The organism is Leifsonia poae (genome assembly GCF_027921845.1).
Taxonomy (GTDB): domain Bacteria; phylum Actinomycetota; class Actinomycetes; order Actinomycetales; family Microbacteriaceae; genus Leifsonia; species Leifsonia poae.
The window spans coordinates 84,592-99,540 of the sequence record NZ_BSEN01000001.1; the positions used below are offsets into that span (position 1 = coordinate 84,592).

At 68.7% G+C, this 14,949-nt stretch carries 17 protein-coding genes; 9 read left to right on the forward strand and 8 right to left on the reverse strand.

Annotated elements, in window-relative coordinates; all coding sequences use genetic code 11:
• Positions 1-40 precede the first annotated feature (40 nt).
• The 6 genes from ilvA to PKE84_RS00445 all read right to left on the reverse strand — a co-directional run bounded on the left by ilvA (position 41) and on the right by PKE84_RS00445 (position 6,708).
• On the reverse strand, positions 41-1,300 hold the full coding sequence (gene ilvA / locus PKE84_RS00420) for a threonine ammonia-lyase (protein WP_271175223.1): 1,260 nt from the start codon (positions 1,298-1,300) through the stop codon (positions 41-43).
• A gap of 54 nt (positions 1,301-1,354) precedes the next feature.
• The gene (locus PKE84_RS00425; protein WP_271175224.1) at positions 1,355-2,602 is read right to left on the reverse strand and encodes an AI-2E family transporter; all 1,248 of its coding nucleotides are present in this window, start codon (positions 2,600-2,602) and stop codon (positions 1,355-1,357) included.
• A 110-nt stretch (positions 2,603-2,712) separates the two neighbouring features.
• Positions 2,713-3,789, reverse strand: coding sequence for an ABC transporter ATP-binding protein (locus PKE84_RS00430; protein ID WP_271175225.1), 1,077 nt, complete (start codon positions 3,787-3,789; stop codon positions 2,713-2,715).
• Complete coding sequence (locus PKE84_RS00435; RefSeq protein ID WP_373877091.1) at positions 3,786-4,619, reverse strand: ABC transporter permease subunit; 834 nt, start codon at positions 4,617-4,619, stop codon at positions 3,786-3,788. The genes PKE84_RS00430 and PKE84_RS00435 overlap by 4 nt, the downstream gene beginning before the upstream one ends.
• Complete coding sequence (locus PKE84_RS00440; RefSeq protein ID WP_271175227.1) at positions 4,607-5,584, reverse strand: ABC transporter permease; 978 nt, start codon at positions 5,582-5,584, stop codon at positions 4,607-4,609. The genes PKE84_RS00435 and PKE84_RS00440 overlap by 13 nt, the downstream gene beginning before the upstream one ends.
• A complete protein-coding gene (locus PKE84_RS00445) occupies positions 5,563-6,708 on the reverse strand; it encodes an ABC transporter substrate-binding protein (protein ID WP_373877092.1) in 1,146 nt (381 codons plus the stop codon). Before PKE84_RS00445 ends, PKE84_RS00440 begins: the two co-directional genes overlap by 22 nt.
• Before the next feature lie 178 nt (positions 6,709-6,886).
• On the opposite strand from PKE84_RS00445, the gene PKE84_RS00450 reads away from it, so the two are divergent.
• From PKE84_RS00450 to PKE84_RS00475, 6 genes are all read left to right on the forward strand, one after another.
• Positions 6,887-8,089, forward strand: coding sequence for a winged helix-turn-helix domain-containing protein (locus tag PKE84_RS00450; RefSeq protein ID WP_271175229.1), 1,203 nt, complete (start codon positions 6,887-6,889; stop codon positions 8,087-8,089).
• 39 nt (positions 8,090-8,128) lie between these two features.
• Positions 8,129-8,359, forward strand: a complete 231-nt coding sequence (locus tag PKE84_RS00455; protein ID WP_271175230.1) for a hypothetical protein — start codon at positions 8,129-8,131, stop codon at positions 8,357-8,359.
• Between the two features lie 186 nt (positions 8,360-8,545).
• Positions 8,546-8,896 (forward strand): PadR family transcriptional regulator, encoded by a 351-nt coding sequence (locus PKE84_RS00460; RefSeq protein WP_271175231.1) that lies wholly within the window; start codon positions 8,546-8,548, stop codon positions 8,894-8,896.
• A 2-nt stretch (positions 8,897-8,898) separates the two neighbouring features.
• Positions 8,899-9,267, forward strand: coding sequence for a DUF1048 domain-containing protein (locus PKE84_RS00465; RefSeq protein WP_271175232.1), 369 nt, complete (start codon positions 8,899-8,901; stop codon positions 9,265-9,267).
• Positions 9,264-10,106 carry an ABC transporter ATP-binding protein gene (locus PKE84_RS00470; RefSeq protein ID WP_271175233.1) on the forward strand — a complete coding sequence of 281 codons (843 nt, stop codon included), beginning with the start codon at positions 9,264-9,266 and terminating at the stop codon, positions 10,104-10,106. The genes PKE84_RS00465 and PKE84_RS00470 overlap by 4 nt, the downstream gene beginning before the upstream one ends.
• Complete coding sequence (locus tag PKE84_RS00475; RefSeq protein ID WP_271175234.1) at positions 10,106-10,870, forward strand: ABC transporter permease; 765 nt, start codon at positions 10,106-10,108, stop codon at positions 10,868-10,870. The genes PKE84_RS00470 and PKE84_RS00475 overlap by 1 nt, the downstream gene beginning before the upstream one ends.
• A gap of 73 nt (positions 10,871-10,943) precedes the next feature.
• Here the strand turns inward: PKE84_RS00475 and PKE84_RS00480 are convergent, their stop codons facing one another.
• Together PKE84_RS00480 and PKE84_RS00485 are read right to left on the reverse strand one after the other, a co-directional pair.
• Complete coding sequence (locus tag PKE84_RS00480; protein ID WP_271175235.1) at positions 10,944-11,849, reverse strand: M48 family metallopeptidase; 906 nt, start codon at positions 11,847-11,849, stop codon at positions 10,944-10,946.
• A gap of 9 nt (positions 11,850-11,858) precedes the next feature.
• Complete coding sequence (locus PKE84_RS00485) at positions 11,859-12,425, reverse strand: LemA family protein (protein ID WP_271175236.1); 567 nt, start codon at positions 12,423-12,425, stop codon at positions 11,859-11,861.
• Between the two features lie 174 nt (positions 12,426-12,599).
• Between PKE84_RS00485 and PKE84_RS00490 the strand changes: the two genes are divergently transcribed.
• From PKE84_RS00490 to PKE84_RS00500, 3 genes are all read left to right on the forward strand, one after another.
• Positions 12,600-13,232 carry a TetR/AcrR family transcriptional regulator gene (locus tag PKE84_RS00490; RefSeq protein WP_271175237.1) on the forward strand — a complete coding sequence of 211 codons (633 nt, stop codon included), beginning with the start codon at positions 12,600-12,602 and terminating at the stop codon, positions 13,230-13,232.
• A gap of 88 nt (positions 13,233-13,320) precedes the next feature.
• Entirely contained in the window at positions 13,321-14,112 is a 792-nt protein-coding gene (locus tag PKE84_RS00495; protein ID WP_309297476.1) for an ABC transporter ATP-binding protein, read from the forward strand.
• Positions 14,109-14,843, forward strand: a complete 735-nt coding sequence (locus PKE84_RS00500; RefSeq protein ID WP_271175238.1) for an ABC transporter permease — start codon at positions 14,109-14,111, stop codon at positions 14,841-14,843. Before PKE84_RS00495 ends, PKE84_RS00500 begins: the two co-directional genes overlap by 4 nt.
• The last annotated feature ends 106 nt before the right edge of the window (positions 14,844-14,949 follow it).

A 14,949-nucleotide genomic window follows, 5' to 3' on the forward strand; every position in this document is an offset into this window, starting at 1 on the left:
CCGGCCCGCTTCGTCGTTCGCGGCAGGTCGCCGGGCGCGGCTACTCGTCGTCGACCACCGGGTCGTATCCGGCCGAGCGCAGCGCTTCGATGACCTGCTTGCGGTGATCGGTGCCGCGCGTCTCGACGCTCACGTCGAGCTCGACCTGGCTGATCTGGAGCCCGCGGCCGTGGCGCGTGTGCAGCACCTCGACCACGTTGGCGTTGGCCCCGGCGAGGATCTCGGAGATGCGCGCGAGCTGACCGGGGCGGTCGGGCAGCATGATCGTGAGCTTGAGATAGCGGTCGGACGCGGCGAGCCCATGGCTGATCACCCGCTGCATCAGCAGGGGGTCGATGTTTCCACCGGAGAGGATCGCGACCGTCGTGCCGTTCGGCGCGACCTTGCCGGCCAGGATCGCCGCCACCGAGACGGCGCCGGCGGGCTCGACGACCATCTTGGCGCGCTCGAGCAGCACGAGCATGGCGCGCGCGATGTCGTCTTCGCTGACCGTGACGACCTCGTCGACGATGTCGCGGATGATCTCGAAGTTCAGGGCGCCGGGCTTGCTGACCGCGATGCCGTCGGCGATCGTCGCGACGAGCGAGATCTCGGTGGGCTCCCCCGCGGTGAGCGAAACAGGGTAGGACGCCGCATTGGCCGCCTGCACGCCGATCACGCGGATCTCGCGCCCGTCACGGGCAGCACGCTGCTTGACCGCGCTGGCGACGCCGGAGATCAGGCCGCCGCCGCCGATCGGGATGATCACGGTCGCGGCATCCGGCACGGCGTCGAGGATCTCGAGCCCCAGCGTCGCCTGCCCGGTGATCACGTCGAGGTGGTCGAAGGGCGGGATGAGCACGGCGCCGGTCTCAGCCGCGAAGTCGGCGGCGGCGCGGAGCGTCTCGTCGACGATGCTGCCGCTGAGCACCACGTCTGCGCCGTACGCGCGGGTGGCCTGGAACTTGGGGATGGCGACGCCGACGGGCATGAAGATCGTGGCGTGGATGCCGAGCTCTCGGGCGGCGAACGCCACGCCCTGCGCGTGGTTGCCCGCCGAGGCGGCGACGACGCCGCGTTCGCGCTCCTCGGCGGTCAACTTGGCGAGCCGGTTGTAGGCGCCGCGGATCTTGTACGACCCGGTGCGCTGCAGGTTCTCGCACTTGAGGAGGACCGGGGCGCCGAGCACATCAGTGAGATAGCGCGACGTCTCGATGGGCGTGGGCTCTGCGACGCGGCCCACGATCGCGCGCGCCGACTCGATCTCGTCGAGGCTGGGCCCTGCGAAAGGTGTGCGCGTCGTGTCAGTCAGCGTAGCCACGCGATCAGCCTACTCGCGCCCGTATTCCGGAAACCGAATGTGAACGGATTCCCGTCACACCCTCGGCTTGCGTACGGGTCGTGGCACCGTCTGCCAGAGCACGGTGGTCGGCTCGCTGTACGCGCCGGCCGGCTGCGAGCGCCAGACGCCGCTCGAGACGTAGTGCACCATCACGTTGAGCACCGCCGCGAACGGCACCGCGAAAAGGGCTCCCGGGATGCCGGCGAGGAGCGAACCGGCAGCGACCACCAGCACCACCGCGAGCGGGTGAACCTTGACGGCGGTGCCCATGATGAACGGCTGCAGCACGTGACCCTCGATCTGCTGCACGAGCAGCACGACGCCGAGCATGATGAGCGCGAACACCCAGCCCTTGAAGATGAGGGCGATGAGCACGGCGAGCGCGCCGGTGATCACCGCGCCGACGATCGGGATGAACGAGCCCAGGAACACGAGCACGGCGATCGGCGCCACGAGCGGCAGGCCGAGGATGAACGCCCCGAGTCCGATGCCGACCGCGTCGATCGAGGCCACGACGATCTGAACCTTGACGAAGTTGCGCAGGGTCGTCCAGCCTGCCTGACCGGCGCCGTCGACGGCCGGGCGTGCACGCCGCGGGAAGATCCGCACGATCCAGCCCCAGATGCTCTTGCCGTCGATCAGGATGAACAGGGTGCTGAATACCGTGAGCAGCAGACCGGTGAGCACGTGACCCAGGGTCGACCCGAGCGACAGAGCTCCCGAGATGAACACCTGGCTGTCCTGCTGCACGGAGTTCCAGATCGAGTCGAGGCCGCTGGTGATCTGCGCTTCGGTGAGACCGAGCGGGCCCGTGGTGAGCCACGAGCGGAACTGGTCATAGGCGGCGACCGACTGCGTGCTGAGCTCGTGGCTCTGCCGGGTGACCTGCCAGACGGCGAGGTAGAGGAGTCCGCCGACGACCACGAGAACGCTCACCATCGCCGCGACGATCGCCAGCCAGCGCGGCCACTTGTGCCGGTGCAGCAGGTCGACGAACGGGACGAGCAGGGCGGAGATCAGCACGGCGATCAGGAGCGGGATGATGATCAGTCGCAACTGGATGATGAGGAACACCACCACGGCGATGACCGCGCCGATCACCAGCAGCCGCCACGACCACGCCCCGGCGATGCGCATGCCCCGCGGCAGCGCCTCGTCGATCGGTTCGAGCACCTCGCCGGCGTCGCGTCGCCGCCGGTTCAGGAACCAGCCGCGGGCCGGCGCCCGGTTCTCTGCCGGGAGGGGCGGGGGAACCGGCTCAGTCGCATCCGTGTCTGCCATGCTCGCCAGTTTATGGGCGTGCTCGTTCGTCGCACCGGGGTTGACGGCGGTTGGGCAAGATGCTCAGTGCGCGCTCAGCCGGGAGCCGGACATGCGCGACCGCCCCGCACCTACCGTGCAGCAGGCGCCGGTGTGGCGGTCACCGGCGTCCCCGCCAGTTCGAGGTGCACCCGCGAACCGGCCTCTGGCGTCTCGTGCGCCGCGTGCTGCAGCGCGAGCTCCGTGCCGTCGTCCAGCTGCACCCGTGTGCGCCGCAGCGCGCCGAGGAAGCTCGTGGAGACGACCGTGGCCGGGATGCCGTCGGAGGCGAGCAGCACGTCCTCGGGACGCAGGTAGGCGAGCACCTCCCCGTCGGCGAGCCCGCTGTTCACCAGCGGCAGCCGACGGCCCAGGACCGTCAGCACTCCGGCCGACAAGTCCCCCGCCACCCGGTTGTTCAGCCCGACGAACTCGGCGACGAACGGCGTCGCCGGCCGGCGGTAGAGCTCCTCTGGTGTCCCGATCTGCTCGATGTCGCCCGCCCGCATCACCGCGACACGATCGGCGATGGCGAGCGCCTCCTCCTGGTCGTGGGTGACGAAGAACGTCGTGATGCCGAGCTCGCTCTGGATGCGCCGGATCTCCTCGCGCAGCTGCACGCGCACCTTGGCGTCGAGGGCGGAGAGCGGCTCGTCGAGCAGCAGCACGCGCGGCCGGGTGACCAGCGCGCGGGCGAGGGCGACACGCTGCTGCTGCCCGCCGCTGAGCTGGTGCGCGTACCGCTCGGCGTGCTGGCCGAGGCCGACCAGCTCGAGGGCCTCCAGCGCGCGTTCCCGTCGCACGGCCGTGGGCACCTTCCGCATCCGGAGCCCGAACTCGACGTTCGCGCCCGCTGTGAGGTGCGGGAACAGCGAGTACGACTGGAACACCATGCCGAGGTCGCGTCGGTTGGTCGGCTCGTCGGTCACGTCTACGCCGTCGATCAGGATGCTGCCGGCATCCACCCGCTCGAGCCCGGCGAGCGCGCGCAGAGCGGTGGTCTTGCCGCAGCCGCTCGGCCCGAGCAGGGCGATGAGCTCGCCCGGCGCAGCGGCGAGCTGGATGCCGTTCAGGCCGACTCCCCCGCCGAAGTCGCGCACTACGTCGCGCAGTTCGACGGTGGAGCCGAGGTCGGTGGCGCCGAGCGCCACGGATTCGGTCTGGGTCATGACGGTCGGCCTTTCGCCGGGCGCCGCCGTGCCGCGACGAGGCGGTCGACGACGACGAGGAGGAGGAATGCGAACACCAGCGCGAGCAGAGCGAAGATGACCGCGACGAACGGATCGGACTGCGACACCAGCAGCAGCGACGTCTGCAGGTTGACGCGGCTGAGCAGGGAGGCGATCGTGAACTCGCCGAGGACCACGGCGACCGACAGCACGCTCGCCGCCAGGATGCCGCGCCGGAGGTTGGGCACCAGGATGCGCGTGAGCACGCTGAACCAGCCGGCTCCGAGCGAGCGGCCGGCCTCGCTGAGGGTCATGATGTCGATCGCAGCGATGTTGCTCTGGATGGAGCGGTAGGCGTACGGGAGCACCGTGATGCCGTACGCGAACGCGAGCGTCCAGGTGCCGGAGCCGAAGATCTGCGTGACGACGGCGTACGTCGGGGCGAGGCCGACGACGAGCACGATCGCCGGGATCATGATCGGCAGCAGGCAGACCACTTCGAGCAGGCGGCGCAGCCGCGGCAGGCGCAGCTCGACGAGCACCATGGTCGGCAGCAGCACGAGCAGCACGATGAGCACCGTGACCAGTGCAAGCACGAGCGAGTTGCCGAGCCCCTGGTAGATGCGGTCGTACCGCGTCGTGGTGCCGCTGAAGACGAGGATCCAGCGGCTGAAATCGTAGACGCCGGGCTTCGCGGTGCGCAGGGTGAACTCGAGCATCGAGAACAGCGGGATGAGGAAGAACAGCCCGAAGACGGTCCAGATCACCGCACGGGTCACCGGTCCCGGCCCGAAGCGCAGCGTCTCGCGGCCGCGGCTCATCGCTGCCACCGCGCGGTGCGCGACACCAGGGCCGAGTAGCCGAGCATCACGACGATCATCACCACGAGCATCCCGAGCGCCATCGAGCCGGCGAGGTTCGCGCGGCCGAGCACGGTCTCGCTGATCAGCGCCTGGCGGATCTGCAGCGACACGATGTTGTTGGCCTGGCCGACCAGCGCGGCCGCGGTCGCGTACGACGAGAAGGCGTTCGCGAAGAGCAGCAGCAGGCTGCCGAGGAACGACGGCAGCAGCACCGGGATGCCTACCCGCCACCAGTAGGTCGTGCGCGATCCGCCCAGGGTCGCGTTGGCCTCGAGCCATTGCGGTTTGAGGCCCTCCAGGGCGGGCATGAACGTGATCACCATCAGCGGGATCTGGAAGTAGAGGTACGGCAGGATGAGGCCGGGGACGGTGTACAGCCAGACCCCGTTCTCGTAGATGTTGATGTGGAACTGGTTGCGCAGCAGCACGGTGACCAGTCCCTGGGCGCCGATGGTCGCGATGAACGCGAACGCCAGCATGACGCCGCCGAACTGCGCGAGCACGCTGCTGGCCGAGTCGACCAGCGAACGCGCGACGCCGCCCGGCCGTGAACGCAGCATGGCGAAGCAGAGCGCGGCACCGGCGATCGCCCCGACGACGGCGGTCACCGCCGAGAGGAAGAACGCGCCGAAGAACGATCCGGCGACCGCCGGTTCGGCGAGACCGGTGATGTTCGCCCAGGTGAGACGGCCGGTGCCGTCGAAGAACCCGCTCCCGACGGCGACCACCGTCGGGATGGCGAGGAACACGACCACGTAGAAGGCGAAGGGCGTGAGCCCGAGGATCGCGGGCATCCCGCGCCGGCGACGACGGGGAGCAGCGGCCGCGCGCGACAGCGAATGCCGCCGGGTGTCAGCCCCGGCGGCATTCGCGTCGATCGCCGGCGCGAGTGCGTCAGCTGAGGAGGTCACTAGCCGACCGCGTTGGCCCACTTGGCGTTCAGCAGGGTTCCGGCATCCGTCGCCTGCTTGTCCGTCATGACGGCCACCGTGTCGAGCTTGCCCGGGAACTCGGCCTCATCGAGCGTTCCGGCCTTCTCCATGGCGTCGACGCGGGCTGGGTAGGCGCCGCCCTTCAGCCACGCGTTCTGAGCGTCGTCGCTGTAGAGGTACTCCTCCCAGAGGCGTGCGGCGGCCGGGTGCGGCGCGTCCTTGTTGATCGCCTGGTTGTAGTAGCCGACGTACGCGGTGCCGGGGAGCACGACGTACTTCCAGTCGATGCCGCCGCCCTTGATCGTGTCGGAGGTCGAGTAGCCCTTCTGGTTGAACGACCAGTCGAGCAGCACCGGGGTCTCGCCCGAGGCGATGGTGTTCGGCTTGCCGTCGGCCGCGTTCCAGTTGCCCGCCTTCTTGAGCTTCGAGAACCAGTCGATGCCCGGAGTGAGGTCGTCGAGGGTCCCGCCGGCCTGCAGGTCGGCGTACGCCACGGCCCCGGCGGCGGCAGCGGCCTGCGTCGGGTTGCCGTTGAGCGCGACCGCGCCCTTGTACGCGGAGCCCAGCAGGTCGTCGAACGACGTCGGAGCGGTCTTGATCTTGTTGGCGTCGTAGCCGACCGACATCACCCCGTAGTAGCCGACCTTCCAGAGACCGGACGGCTCCTTCTGCTCGGCGGGGATGTCATCCCAGCCGGTGGGCTTGTACGGGGCGAAGTACTGGGTGTTCGCCAGCGCGACGGAGCTGCCGATGTCGAACGTGTCCGGAGCGGTGTCCTGGCCTTTGAGCTTCTTGGCCGCGTCGATCTCCTCCTGGCTGGACGCGCTGTCCTGGCTGGGGTTGATCGTGATCCCGTACTTCTTGGTGAAGCCGTCGAAGATCTGCTGGTAGTTCGCCCAGTCGCCGGGCGTGGCGATGATGTTGAGGGTGCCCTCCTTCTTCGCGGCCGCGACGAGCGCGTCCATCGAACCGAAGTCGGAGACGCTGGTGGCGGTTGCCGCGTCGGCGGACGAGGCGCCCGAGGAGTCTGCTGCGTTGGCGCCGCCCGAGCAGGCGGCCAGCGACAGGGCGACGACGGTGGCCGCAGCGGCCAGGCCGGCGACGCGTGTGCGCTTCATGGTCAAGGTTCCTCCAGTGTGGGGTGTCCCGGATGGTCGTCGCCCGATCGGTGGGCGGCTTCGGATTCCCGTCCGGGCCAACGCTCACGCTAAGCAGCGGCGGCGACCGCGACAGGAGCGACAGATGGACGCGAGGTGAACGCTCGCGGAACCGCTGTCCGAGGCTCACGCTAGGGTCGTCATCGTGGTTGAAAAGGTCTCTCCGGCGCTCGCACGGCGCATCGCGCTCGCCGCTCAGGGCTTCGGCCGCCCGCGTGCCGCCACGGTCGGCACCCGCCAGCTGAACGGGCTGATCGACCGCATCAATCTGCTGCAGATCGACTCCGTCAACGTCTTCGAGCGCAGCCACTATCTGCCGGCCTTCGCGCGGCTCGGCAGCTACGACAAGACCCTGCTCGACAACATCACCATGACGCCCCGAGCGCCGCACACCGAGTACTGGGCGCACGAGGCGGCGTTCATGCGGCGCGAGGACTGGCCGCTCTTCCAGTGGCGCATGGATGCCCAGCGGAAGCGGTACACGAAGCCGGGCACCTGGTTTCCGCAGAACCTCACGACGGTCGACTGGCTGCGCGCCGAGCTCGCCGCCAACGGCCCGCTGACGGCGGGCGAGATCGAGCACGATGCGAACACGCGCACCGGTCCGTGGTGGGGCTGGTCCGACGTGAAGCGGGCGCTGGAGCTCATGTTCATCTTCGGCGAGGTCGCGATCGCCGGCCGCACGCGCTTCCAGCGGCGGTACGCGTTGGTCGACGACGTGCTCCCGGCGAGCATCCTCCAGACGCGCATCGAGACCCCGGATGCGGTCCGCGAGCTGATCCGCCGATCGGCCGTCGCCCACGGCATCGGCACGGCGGGCGACCTGGGCGACTACTACCGCATCCAGCGCGCGCCGGCCCTGGCGGCCATCCGCGACCTCGAAGACGCGGGAGAGCTCATCCCGGTCACGGTGCCCGGCTGGGAGCGAGGCGGCCGGCCGGAGAAGGTGTGGCTGCACCGGGATGCGCGCCTCCCCCGGCGCATCGAGGCCACCGCGCTGCTCTCGCCGTTCGACCCCGTGGTCTGGTACCGGGATCGCGCCCTGCGCATGTTCGACTTCCACTACCGCATCGAGATCTACACCCCGGCCGAGAAGCGGATCTTCGGCTATTACACGCTGCCGCTGCTCATCGACGACCGCGTGGTCGGCCGTGTCGACCTGAAGAGCGACCGGCAGGCCGGCGTGCTCCGGGTGCAGTCGGCGTGGAGCGAGCCGGGCGCTCCGGCGGAGACGGTCGAGCGGCTGATCCCCGTGCTTCGGGAGGCCGCCGCCTGGCAGGGTCTCGGCGACGTGACGGTCGCCGACCGGGGCGATCTGGCACCGGCGCTGGCGCTCGCCCTCCGCTGAGCCTGACGGGCCCGGTGCGCCCGGAGTACGATCCGGAGCATGACTGATGAGATTCCTGAAGATCACTACACGGCCGTGCTCGTGAACCCCGACGGCTCGGTCTACACCGAGGTGGTGCAGAGCCTGGTCGACGGCAAGCCGGCCGACCCGATCCGCGATGTCACGACGGTCGGCGGCCAGAACGTCGAGAGCGTGTGGCGCCCCGACGGCGACCCGGTCGACGGGCGCGTGCCGTACCGCTATGTGGGGACGGGCGAACTGGAGGAATGAGCATCCGGCACCTGAGCGTGCCGTAGGACTCGAGGGAAGTGCCGTGCGCCTGGTGGCGCACGGCACTTCTGCGTCCGGGCCGAAAACCCTCGTACGGAGGCGCCGAAAATCACTCTTGCGCTCTCGCTATTCAGTGTTACTATCTAGTGGTAGTCAGCATCACTGAGTAGTTGAAAGGAGGGTTCCATGGCCAAGCAGATGACCGAGATGCTCAAGGGCACTCTCGAAGGCATCGTGCTCGCGATCCTGGCTTTGCAGCCGGCATACGGATACGAGATCACGGCGCGACTGCGCGAGCAGGGGTTCTCCGACATCGTCGAGGGAACCGTCTATGCGCTGCTGATCAGGATCGAGCAGCGCGGCCTCGTCGACGTCGCGAAGGTCCCGTCCGAGAAGGGCCCGCCGCGCAAGGTCTACTCGCTCAACGCAACAGGCAGCGAGTACCTCGAGGAGTTCTGGGGTTCCTGGAGCTTCCTCGCCGAGCGGATCGACCAGCTCCACCGCAACATCGAACACCCGCAGAGAGACGGAGAGTAATCATGGCAGGGAAATGGATCGAGACCCTCACCGGGTCGCTCGAGCAGAAGAAGCAGTACAAGCAGGACAAGGCGCGCATCGACGCGCTCCCCGAGCCCTACGGCGCCGCGGCGAAAGCCGTGCACCGGTACCTGATGTACTTCGGGGGCATCACCGACGGGGACACCCTCGTGACGATGTTCGGCGACCTGGCCGACCTGTGGGAGCGGGCGGCGGTCGACGGCACACCGGTGCGCGAGATCGTCGGCGACGACCCGGTCGAGTTCGCCGAGACATTCGCTCAGGCCTACCTGGGCACGCAGTGGATCGACAAGGAGCGCGCCCGCCTGAACAAGGCGATCGCCGACGCCGAGAAGGAGGAACGGAAATGACCACCGACGCCGCGATCCGGGTGCAGGGCATCCGGAAGTCGTTCAAAGACCTGCAGGTGCTGCAGGGTGTCGACTTCGAAGTCACGCCGGGGAGCATCTTCGCCCTGCTCGGTTCGAACGGAGCGGGCAAGACCACCCTGGTGCGCATCCTGTCGACGCTGCTCAAGGCGGATGACGGCACGGCCACCGTGCACGGCTTCGATGTCGCCGCCAAGCCCGGCGATGTGCGCGAGTCGATCAGTCTCACCGGTCAGTTCGCCGCCGTCGACGAGGTGCTCACCGGTCGCGAGAACTTGGTGCTCGTCGCCCGGCTGCGCCACCTGAAGAACCCCGGCGCGATCGCGGACGAGCTGCTCGCCCGCTTCTCGCTCACGGACGCGGGCAACCGCAAGGCGGCGACGTACTCGGGCGGCATGCGCCGCCGGCTCGACATCGCGATGAGCCTGATCGGCAACCCGCCGATCATCTTCCTCGACGAACCGACGACCGGCCTCGACCCGCAGGCGCGCATCGAGGTGTGGCAGACGGTCAAGAAACTCGCCGGCCAGGGCACGACGGTGCTGCTCACGACGCAGTACCTCGACGAGGCCGAGCAGCTCGCCGACCGCATCGCGATCCTGCACAAGGGCACGATCATCCAGAACGGCACCCTCAGCGAACTCAAGCAGCTCCTCCCGCCCGCTCAGGTGGAGTACGTCGAGAAGCAGCCCTCCCTCGAAGACGTCTTCCTCGCCCTCGTCGGCGAGACCGGCGAGACCGGCGGCTCCGAGACCCAGACCGATCCGACCGGCACCGACAGCGTGGACGCAGGCGCGGCCCCCGCACGAAAGGAATCATGATGACCACCCACGTCCTCGGCGACACCGGCGTGCTGACCGGCCGTTCGCTGCGACACATCCTCCGCAGTCCCGACACGATCATCACCACCGCGGTCACCCCGATCGCGCTGATGCTGCTGTTCGTCTACGTGCTCGGCGGCGCGATCAACACGGGAAGCAGCGAGTCGTACGTCAACTACCTGCTGCCGGGCATCCTGCTCATCACGATCGCGTCCGGCGTCGCGTACACCTCGTACCGGCTCTTCCTCGATCTGCAGGGCGGCATCTTCGAGCGCTTCCAGAGCATGCCGATCGCACGATCGAGCGTGCTCTGGGGTCACGTGCTCACCTCGCTCGTGGCGAACATCGTCTCTGTGGCGATCGTCATCGGCGTCGCGCTGATCATGGGGTTCCGCACCGGGGCATCCGTCGGCGCCTGGCTCGCGGTCGCCGGCATCCTGATCCTGTTCACCCTGGCCCTGACCTGGCTCGCCGTGATCGCCGGCCTCTCGGCGAAAACGGTGGACGGCGCGAGCGCCTTCAGCTACCCGCTGATCTTCCTGCCGTTCATCAGCTCGGCGTTCGTCCCCACCGACTCGATGCCGGGGCCGGTCGCCTGGTTCGCCGAGAACCAGCCGGTGACCTCGATCGTGAACACCATCCGCGCCCTGTTCGCCGAGCAGCCCGTCGGCAGCGACATCTGGGTCGCTCTCGCCTGGCTCGTCGGCATCCTGGTCATCGCGTACGCGTTCGCGATCGCGATCTACCGGCGCAAGATCAGCTGACCAGACCGGCACGACATCGCCCGCCTTCCCCAACAGGGAGGCGGGCGATGTTCGTCGTGCTCCGGCTGGTCGCCTAGAAGGTGCTGCCCATCTTCTCGAGGCGCTCGACGCGCTCCGGGATGGGCGGGTGCGTGCTGAACAGGCGGCTCATCAGGCTGGGCCGGAGCGGGTTGGCGATCCAGAGGTGCGCCATCGAGGTGTTCTGCTTGCGCATGGGACGACCGTAGGCCTCCAGCTTGAGCAGAGCGCTCGCCAGGGCATCCGGGTGGCGGGTGGTCATCGCGCCCGTCGCGTCGGCGAGGTACTCGCGCTGCCGAGAGACCGCCAGCTGCACCAGGGTCGCGACGAGCGGCGCGATGATCGCGGCGACGAGCCCGAACACGATGATGATCGGGTTTCCGCCGCCCCCACCACCGCTGTTGTTGTTGTCGCGTCCGCCGCCCATGCCGCCGAAGAAGGCCATGCGCAAGAAGATGTCGGCGATGAAGCCGATGGCGACGGTCAGCCCGAAGACGATCATCGACAGCCGGATGTCGTAGTTGCGCACGTGTCCCAGCTCGTGGGCCATCACGCCCTCGAGCTCGGCGTCGGTCATGATGTCGAGCAGGCCGGTCGTCGCGGCGACCGAGGCGTGCTGAGGGTCACGGCCGGTGGCGAACGCATTCGGCGCGGGGTCGTTCACGATGTAGACGGCCGGCATGGGGGTGCCCGTGGCGATCGACAGGTTCTCGACGACGTTCCACAGCCGGGGATTGTCGGCCTTCTGGATGGGGATCGCGCCGGCCATGCTCAGCGCCTGGCTGCTCGCCAGGAAGTACTGGAACACGGCGTAGAGAACCGCGATGACCAGCACGATGACGACGATCGCCGTGTTGTGGTAGATGTATGCCGCGAGCCAGCCGAGGCCGCCGATGATCAGCAGGAACAGCAGGATGGTGAAGACCGTATTGCGCTTGTTCCTGGCAATAGCCCTGTACATCGCCGCCCGCTAGAACTGGACGCGCGGCGGCTCGGCGATGGCCGCCAAGTCGTTGACCTCGAAGAAGCCGCGCTCGGAGAAGCCGAGGCGCTTCGCGAAGATGTTGTTCGGGAACACCTTGATCTTGGTGTTCAGCTCACGCACTCCGCCGTTGTAGAACCGGCGCGACGCCTGGATCTTGTCTTCGGTGTCGACCACGTCGGCCTGCAGACGCAGGAAGTTCTGGCTCGCCTGCAGCTGCGGGTACGCCTCCGCGACCGCGAAGATGCTCTTCAGCGCATTCTGCATGTGGCCCTCGGCCACGGACGCCTCGGCCGGCCCCTGAGCGGACAGCGTCTCGGCGCGCGCCTGGGTGACGGACTCGAAGACGCCCTTCTCGTGCGCCGCGTATCCCTTGACCGTCTCGATCAGGTTCGGGATGAGGTCGGCACGCCGCTTGAGCTGCACGGTGATGTCACTCCACGCCTCGTCGACACGCACGTTGAGCGTGACCAGCGAGTTGTAGGTGGCCCACAGGTAGATCCCGATGATCGCAACGATGACGACAACGATGATGACCGGGATGAGCCATTCCATTTTCGGGTACTCCTTGATGACAGGCGCGGATACTCGTGCGCGATCTTCATCCTAACCGCGGCCGGGAGTGCTCCCACTGCGTTCCCACCACTCTCAAAGCAACCACCGTGCGATCGGGCAGGCAGTACTCGGCGCATACGCTGCCGACCGTTCGCCCGGGTGCAGAATGGGCACGTGAGTGAGCTGGCGGAGCGACGCAAACGGGGCCGGCCGCGCAAGGAGGCGCGGAGCGGGGCGTCGGCGCGCGCGGCCATCCTGAAGGCCGCCGCCGAGGAGTTCGCGGAGCGCGGCTACGAGGCCGCCTCGCTGAGGGCCATCGCCCGCCGGGCGGGTGTCGACTCGGCCCTCGTGCACCACTACTTCGACGACAAGGCCGACCTCTTCACCGCGTCGCTCGAGGCACCGCTGCGCCCGGACCGCGCCCTGGAGGTCATCTTGGCCGGACCGCACGACGAGATCGGCGTCAGCATCGTGCGCTTTCTGCTCGAGCAGCTCGAGAACCCCAAGGCGCAGGCCCGGATGGTGGCGATCCTGCGCACCGCCCTCAGCAGCGGCCCGGGCAGCCGCATGCTCAGGGAGTTCCTCACCCGCGAGGTCTTCCTGCGGCTCGCGACGGCAGCCGGCGGCGACGACGACGCCCGGCTTCGCGCGAATCTCGCGGCCGCTCAACTCGTCGGCGTGATGATCACGCGCTTCGTGCTCAAGCTCGAGCCGATCGCGACCGCTCCCGCCGAGGACCTGGCACGCCGGGTCGGGCCGGTCATCCAGTGGCATCTGTTCGGGGATCCGTCGCAGCCGCTCGCCTGAGGAGGGTGCCGGGTGCATCCAGCCGCATCCGGCCGCATCCGGCCGCATCCCTTGACGCGCGGCGGCACACGGGCGAATAATTCATCACATGATGAATTCTGAGCGGGCCGCCGTCGAGATCGACGATCTCCGCGTGCGCCGGGGACGGACCACGGTGCTCGACGGGCTCACGCTCACCATCCCGCGCGGGCAGGTCGTCGGCCTGCTCGGGCCGAGCGGCTGCGGAAAGACGACGCTGATGCGCGCGATCGTCGGCGTGCAGAAGGTGGCGGGCGGCACGGTCGAGGTGCTCGGCGAGCCCGCCGGATCCGCCTCGCTGCGACATCGCGTCGGCTACGTCACACAGGCGGCGAGCGTGTACGACGACCTCACGGTCCGGCAGAACCTCTCCTACTTCCGACGGGTGCTCGGCTCCGGCGCCGACGACGTCGAACGCGCGATCGTCGCCACCGACCTCCAGGACAACGCCTCCCAGCTCGTGTCGACGCTCTCGGGCGGCCAGCGCAGTAGGGTGTCGCTCGCCGCGGCCCTCCTCGGCTCCCCCGACCTCCTGGTGCTCGACGAGCCCACCGTCGGGCTCGACCCCCTCCTGCGCGTCGAGCTCTGGTCGCTGTTCCACCGGCTCGCCGAGGGCGGCACGAGCCTCCTCATCTCCAGCCACGTGATGGACGAAGCCGCCCGCTGCGACCGGCTCCTCCTGATGCGCGACGGCGCGATGCTGGCGGACGAGACGCCGGAGGGCCTGCTCGCCCAGACCGGCGAGGCCGACGCCGAGGGCGCGTTCCTCGCGCTCATCCGCCGGCACCATCCGCGGCACGCCCTCGACACCGGCGACGAACCACGCGACGAATCGGGCGCCACCGACGGGGACGCGCGATGAACGCCACCCGCACCCTCGCCACCGCCGGCCGCGTGCTGAACCAGATCCGACACGACCCGCGCACGGTCCTGCTGCTGCTCGTCGTGCCGAGCCTGCTCATCGGCCTGGTCGCGTGGATCTTCACGGACACCGACACGTTCTCCGTCATCGGCCCGGCCATGCTGGCGCTGTTCCCCTTCATCGTGATGTTCCTGGTCACGAGCATCACCACCCTGCGCGAACGCCGCACCGGCACACTCGAGCGCCTGCTCTCGATGCCGCTCGGCCGGGCCGACTTCATCCTCGGCTACACGCTCGCCTTCGCGCTGCTGGCGATCGTGCAGACGCTCATCGCCGTCGCGTACGCGGTATGGGTCTGCGGGCTCGACATCAAGGGGAACATCTGGCTGCTCGTGGCCGTCGCACTGGCGGACGCCATCCTGGGCACGACCCTCGGCCTCTTCGTGAGCGCGTTCGCGCGCACCGAGTTCCAGGTCGTGCAGTTCATGCCGGCGCTGATCTTTCCGCAGATCCTGCTCGGCGGCATCTTCATCGCCCGCGACCAGCTCCCGGATGCCCTCCACATCATCAGCGACTGGCTTCCGCTCTCGCACGCCATCGATGCGCTCAACGCCGTCGCGAACGATACGCACGACGCGGCCTACGTCGGCGGCGAGCTGCTCATCATCGGCGCCTTCGCCCTCGCCGCCATCATCGGAGGTTCGCTGACCCTGCAGCGCCGCACCGCCTGACCACACGCAATCGAGTCCGAACTTGTTGCACCCCAGTACGGCGTGTCGCGAGCAACAACTTCGGACTCGATCGCAGTGGATGGGGCGGGCGCAGACGCACGGATGC

Excerpts from the sequence above, each read along its gene's own strand:
- PKE84_RS00425 (WP_271175224.1), bottom strand. The coding sequence starts at position 2,602 with ATGGCAGACACGGATGCGACTGAGCCGGTTCCCCCGCCCCTCCCGGCA.
- PKE84_RS00430 (WP_271175225.1), bottom strand. The coding sequence starts at position 3,789 with ATGACCCAGACCGAATCCGTGGCGCTCGGCGCCACCGACCTCGGCTCC.
- PKE84_RS00455 (WP_271175230.1), top strand. The coding sequence starts at position 8,129 with ATGACTGATGAGATTCCTGAAGATCACTACACGGCCGTGCTCGTGAAC.
- PKE84_RS00460 (WP_271175231.1), top strand. The coding sequence starts at position 8,546 with ATGGCCAAGCAGATGACCGAGATGCTCAAGGGCACTCTCGAAGGCATC.
- PKE84_RS00465 (WP_271175232.1), top strand. The coding sequence starts at position 8,899 with ATGGCAGGGAAATGGATCGAGACCCTCACCGGGTCGCTCGAGCAGAAG.
- PKE84_RS00470 (WP_271175233.1), top strand. The coding sequence starts at position 9,264 with ATGACCACCGACGCCGCGATCCGGGTGCAGGGCATCCGGAAGTCGTTC.
- PKE84_RS00475 (WP_271175234.1), top strand. The coding sequence starts at position 10,106 with ATGACCACCCACGTCCTCGGCGACACCGGCGTGCTGACCGGCCGTTCG.
- PKE84_RS00480 (WP_271175235.1), bottom strand. The coding sequence starts at position 11,849 with ATGTACAGGGCTATTGCCAGGAACAAGCGCAATACGGTCTTCACCATC.
- PKE84_RS00485 (WP_271175236.1), bottom strand. The coding sequence starts at position 12,425 with ATGGAATGGCTCATCCCGGTCATCATCGTTGTCGTCATCGTTGCGATC.
- PKE84_RS00495 (WP_309297476.1), top strand. The coding sequence starts at position 13,321 with ATGATGAATTCTGAGCGGGCCGCCGTCGAGATCGACGATCTCCGCGTG.
- PKE84_RS00500 (WP_271175238.1), top strand. The coding sequence starts at position 14,109 with ATGAACGCCACCCGCACCCTCGCCACCGCCGGCCGCGTGCTGAACCAG.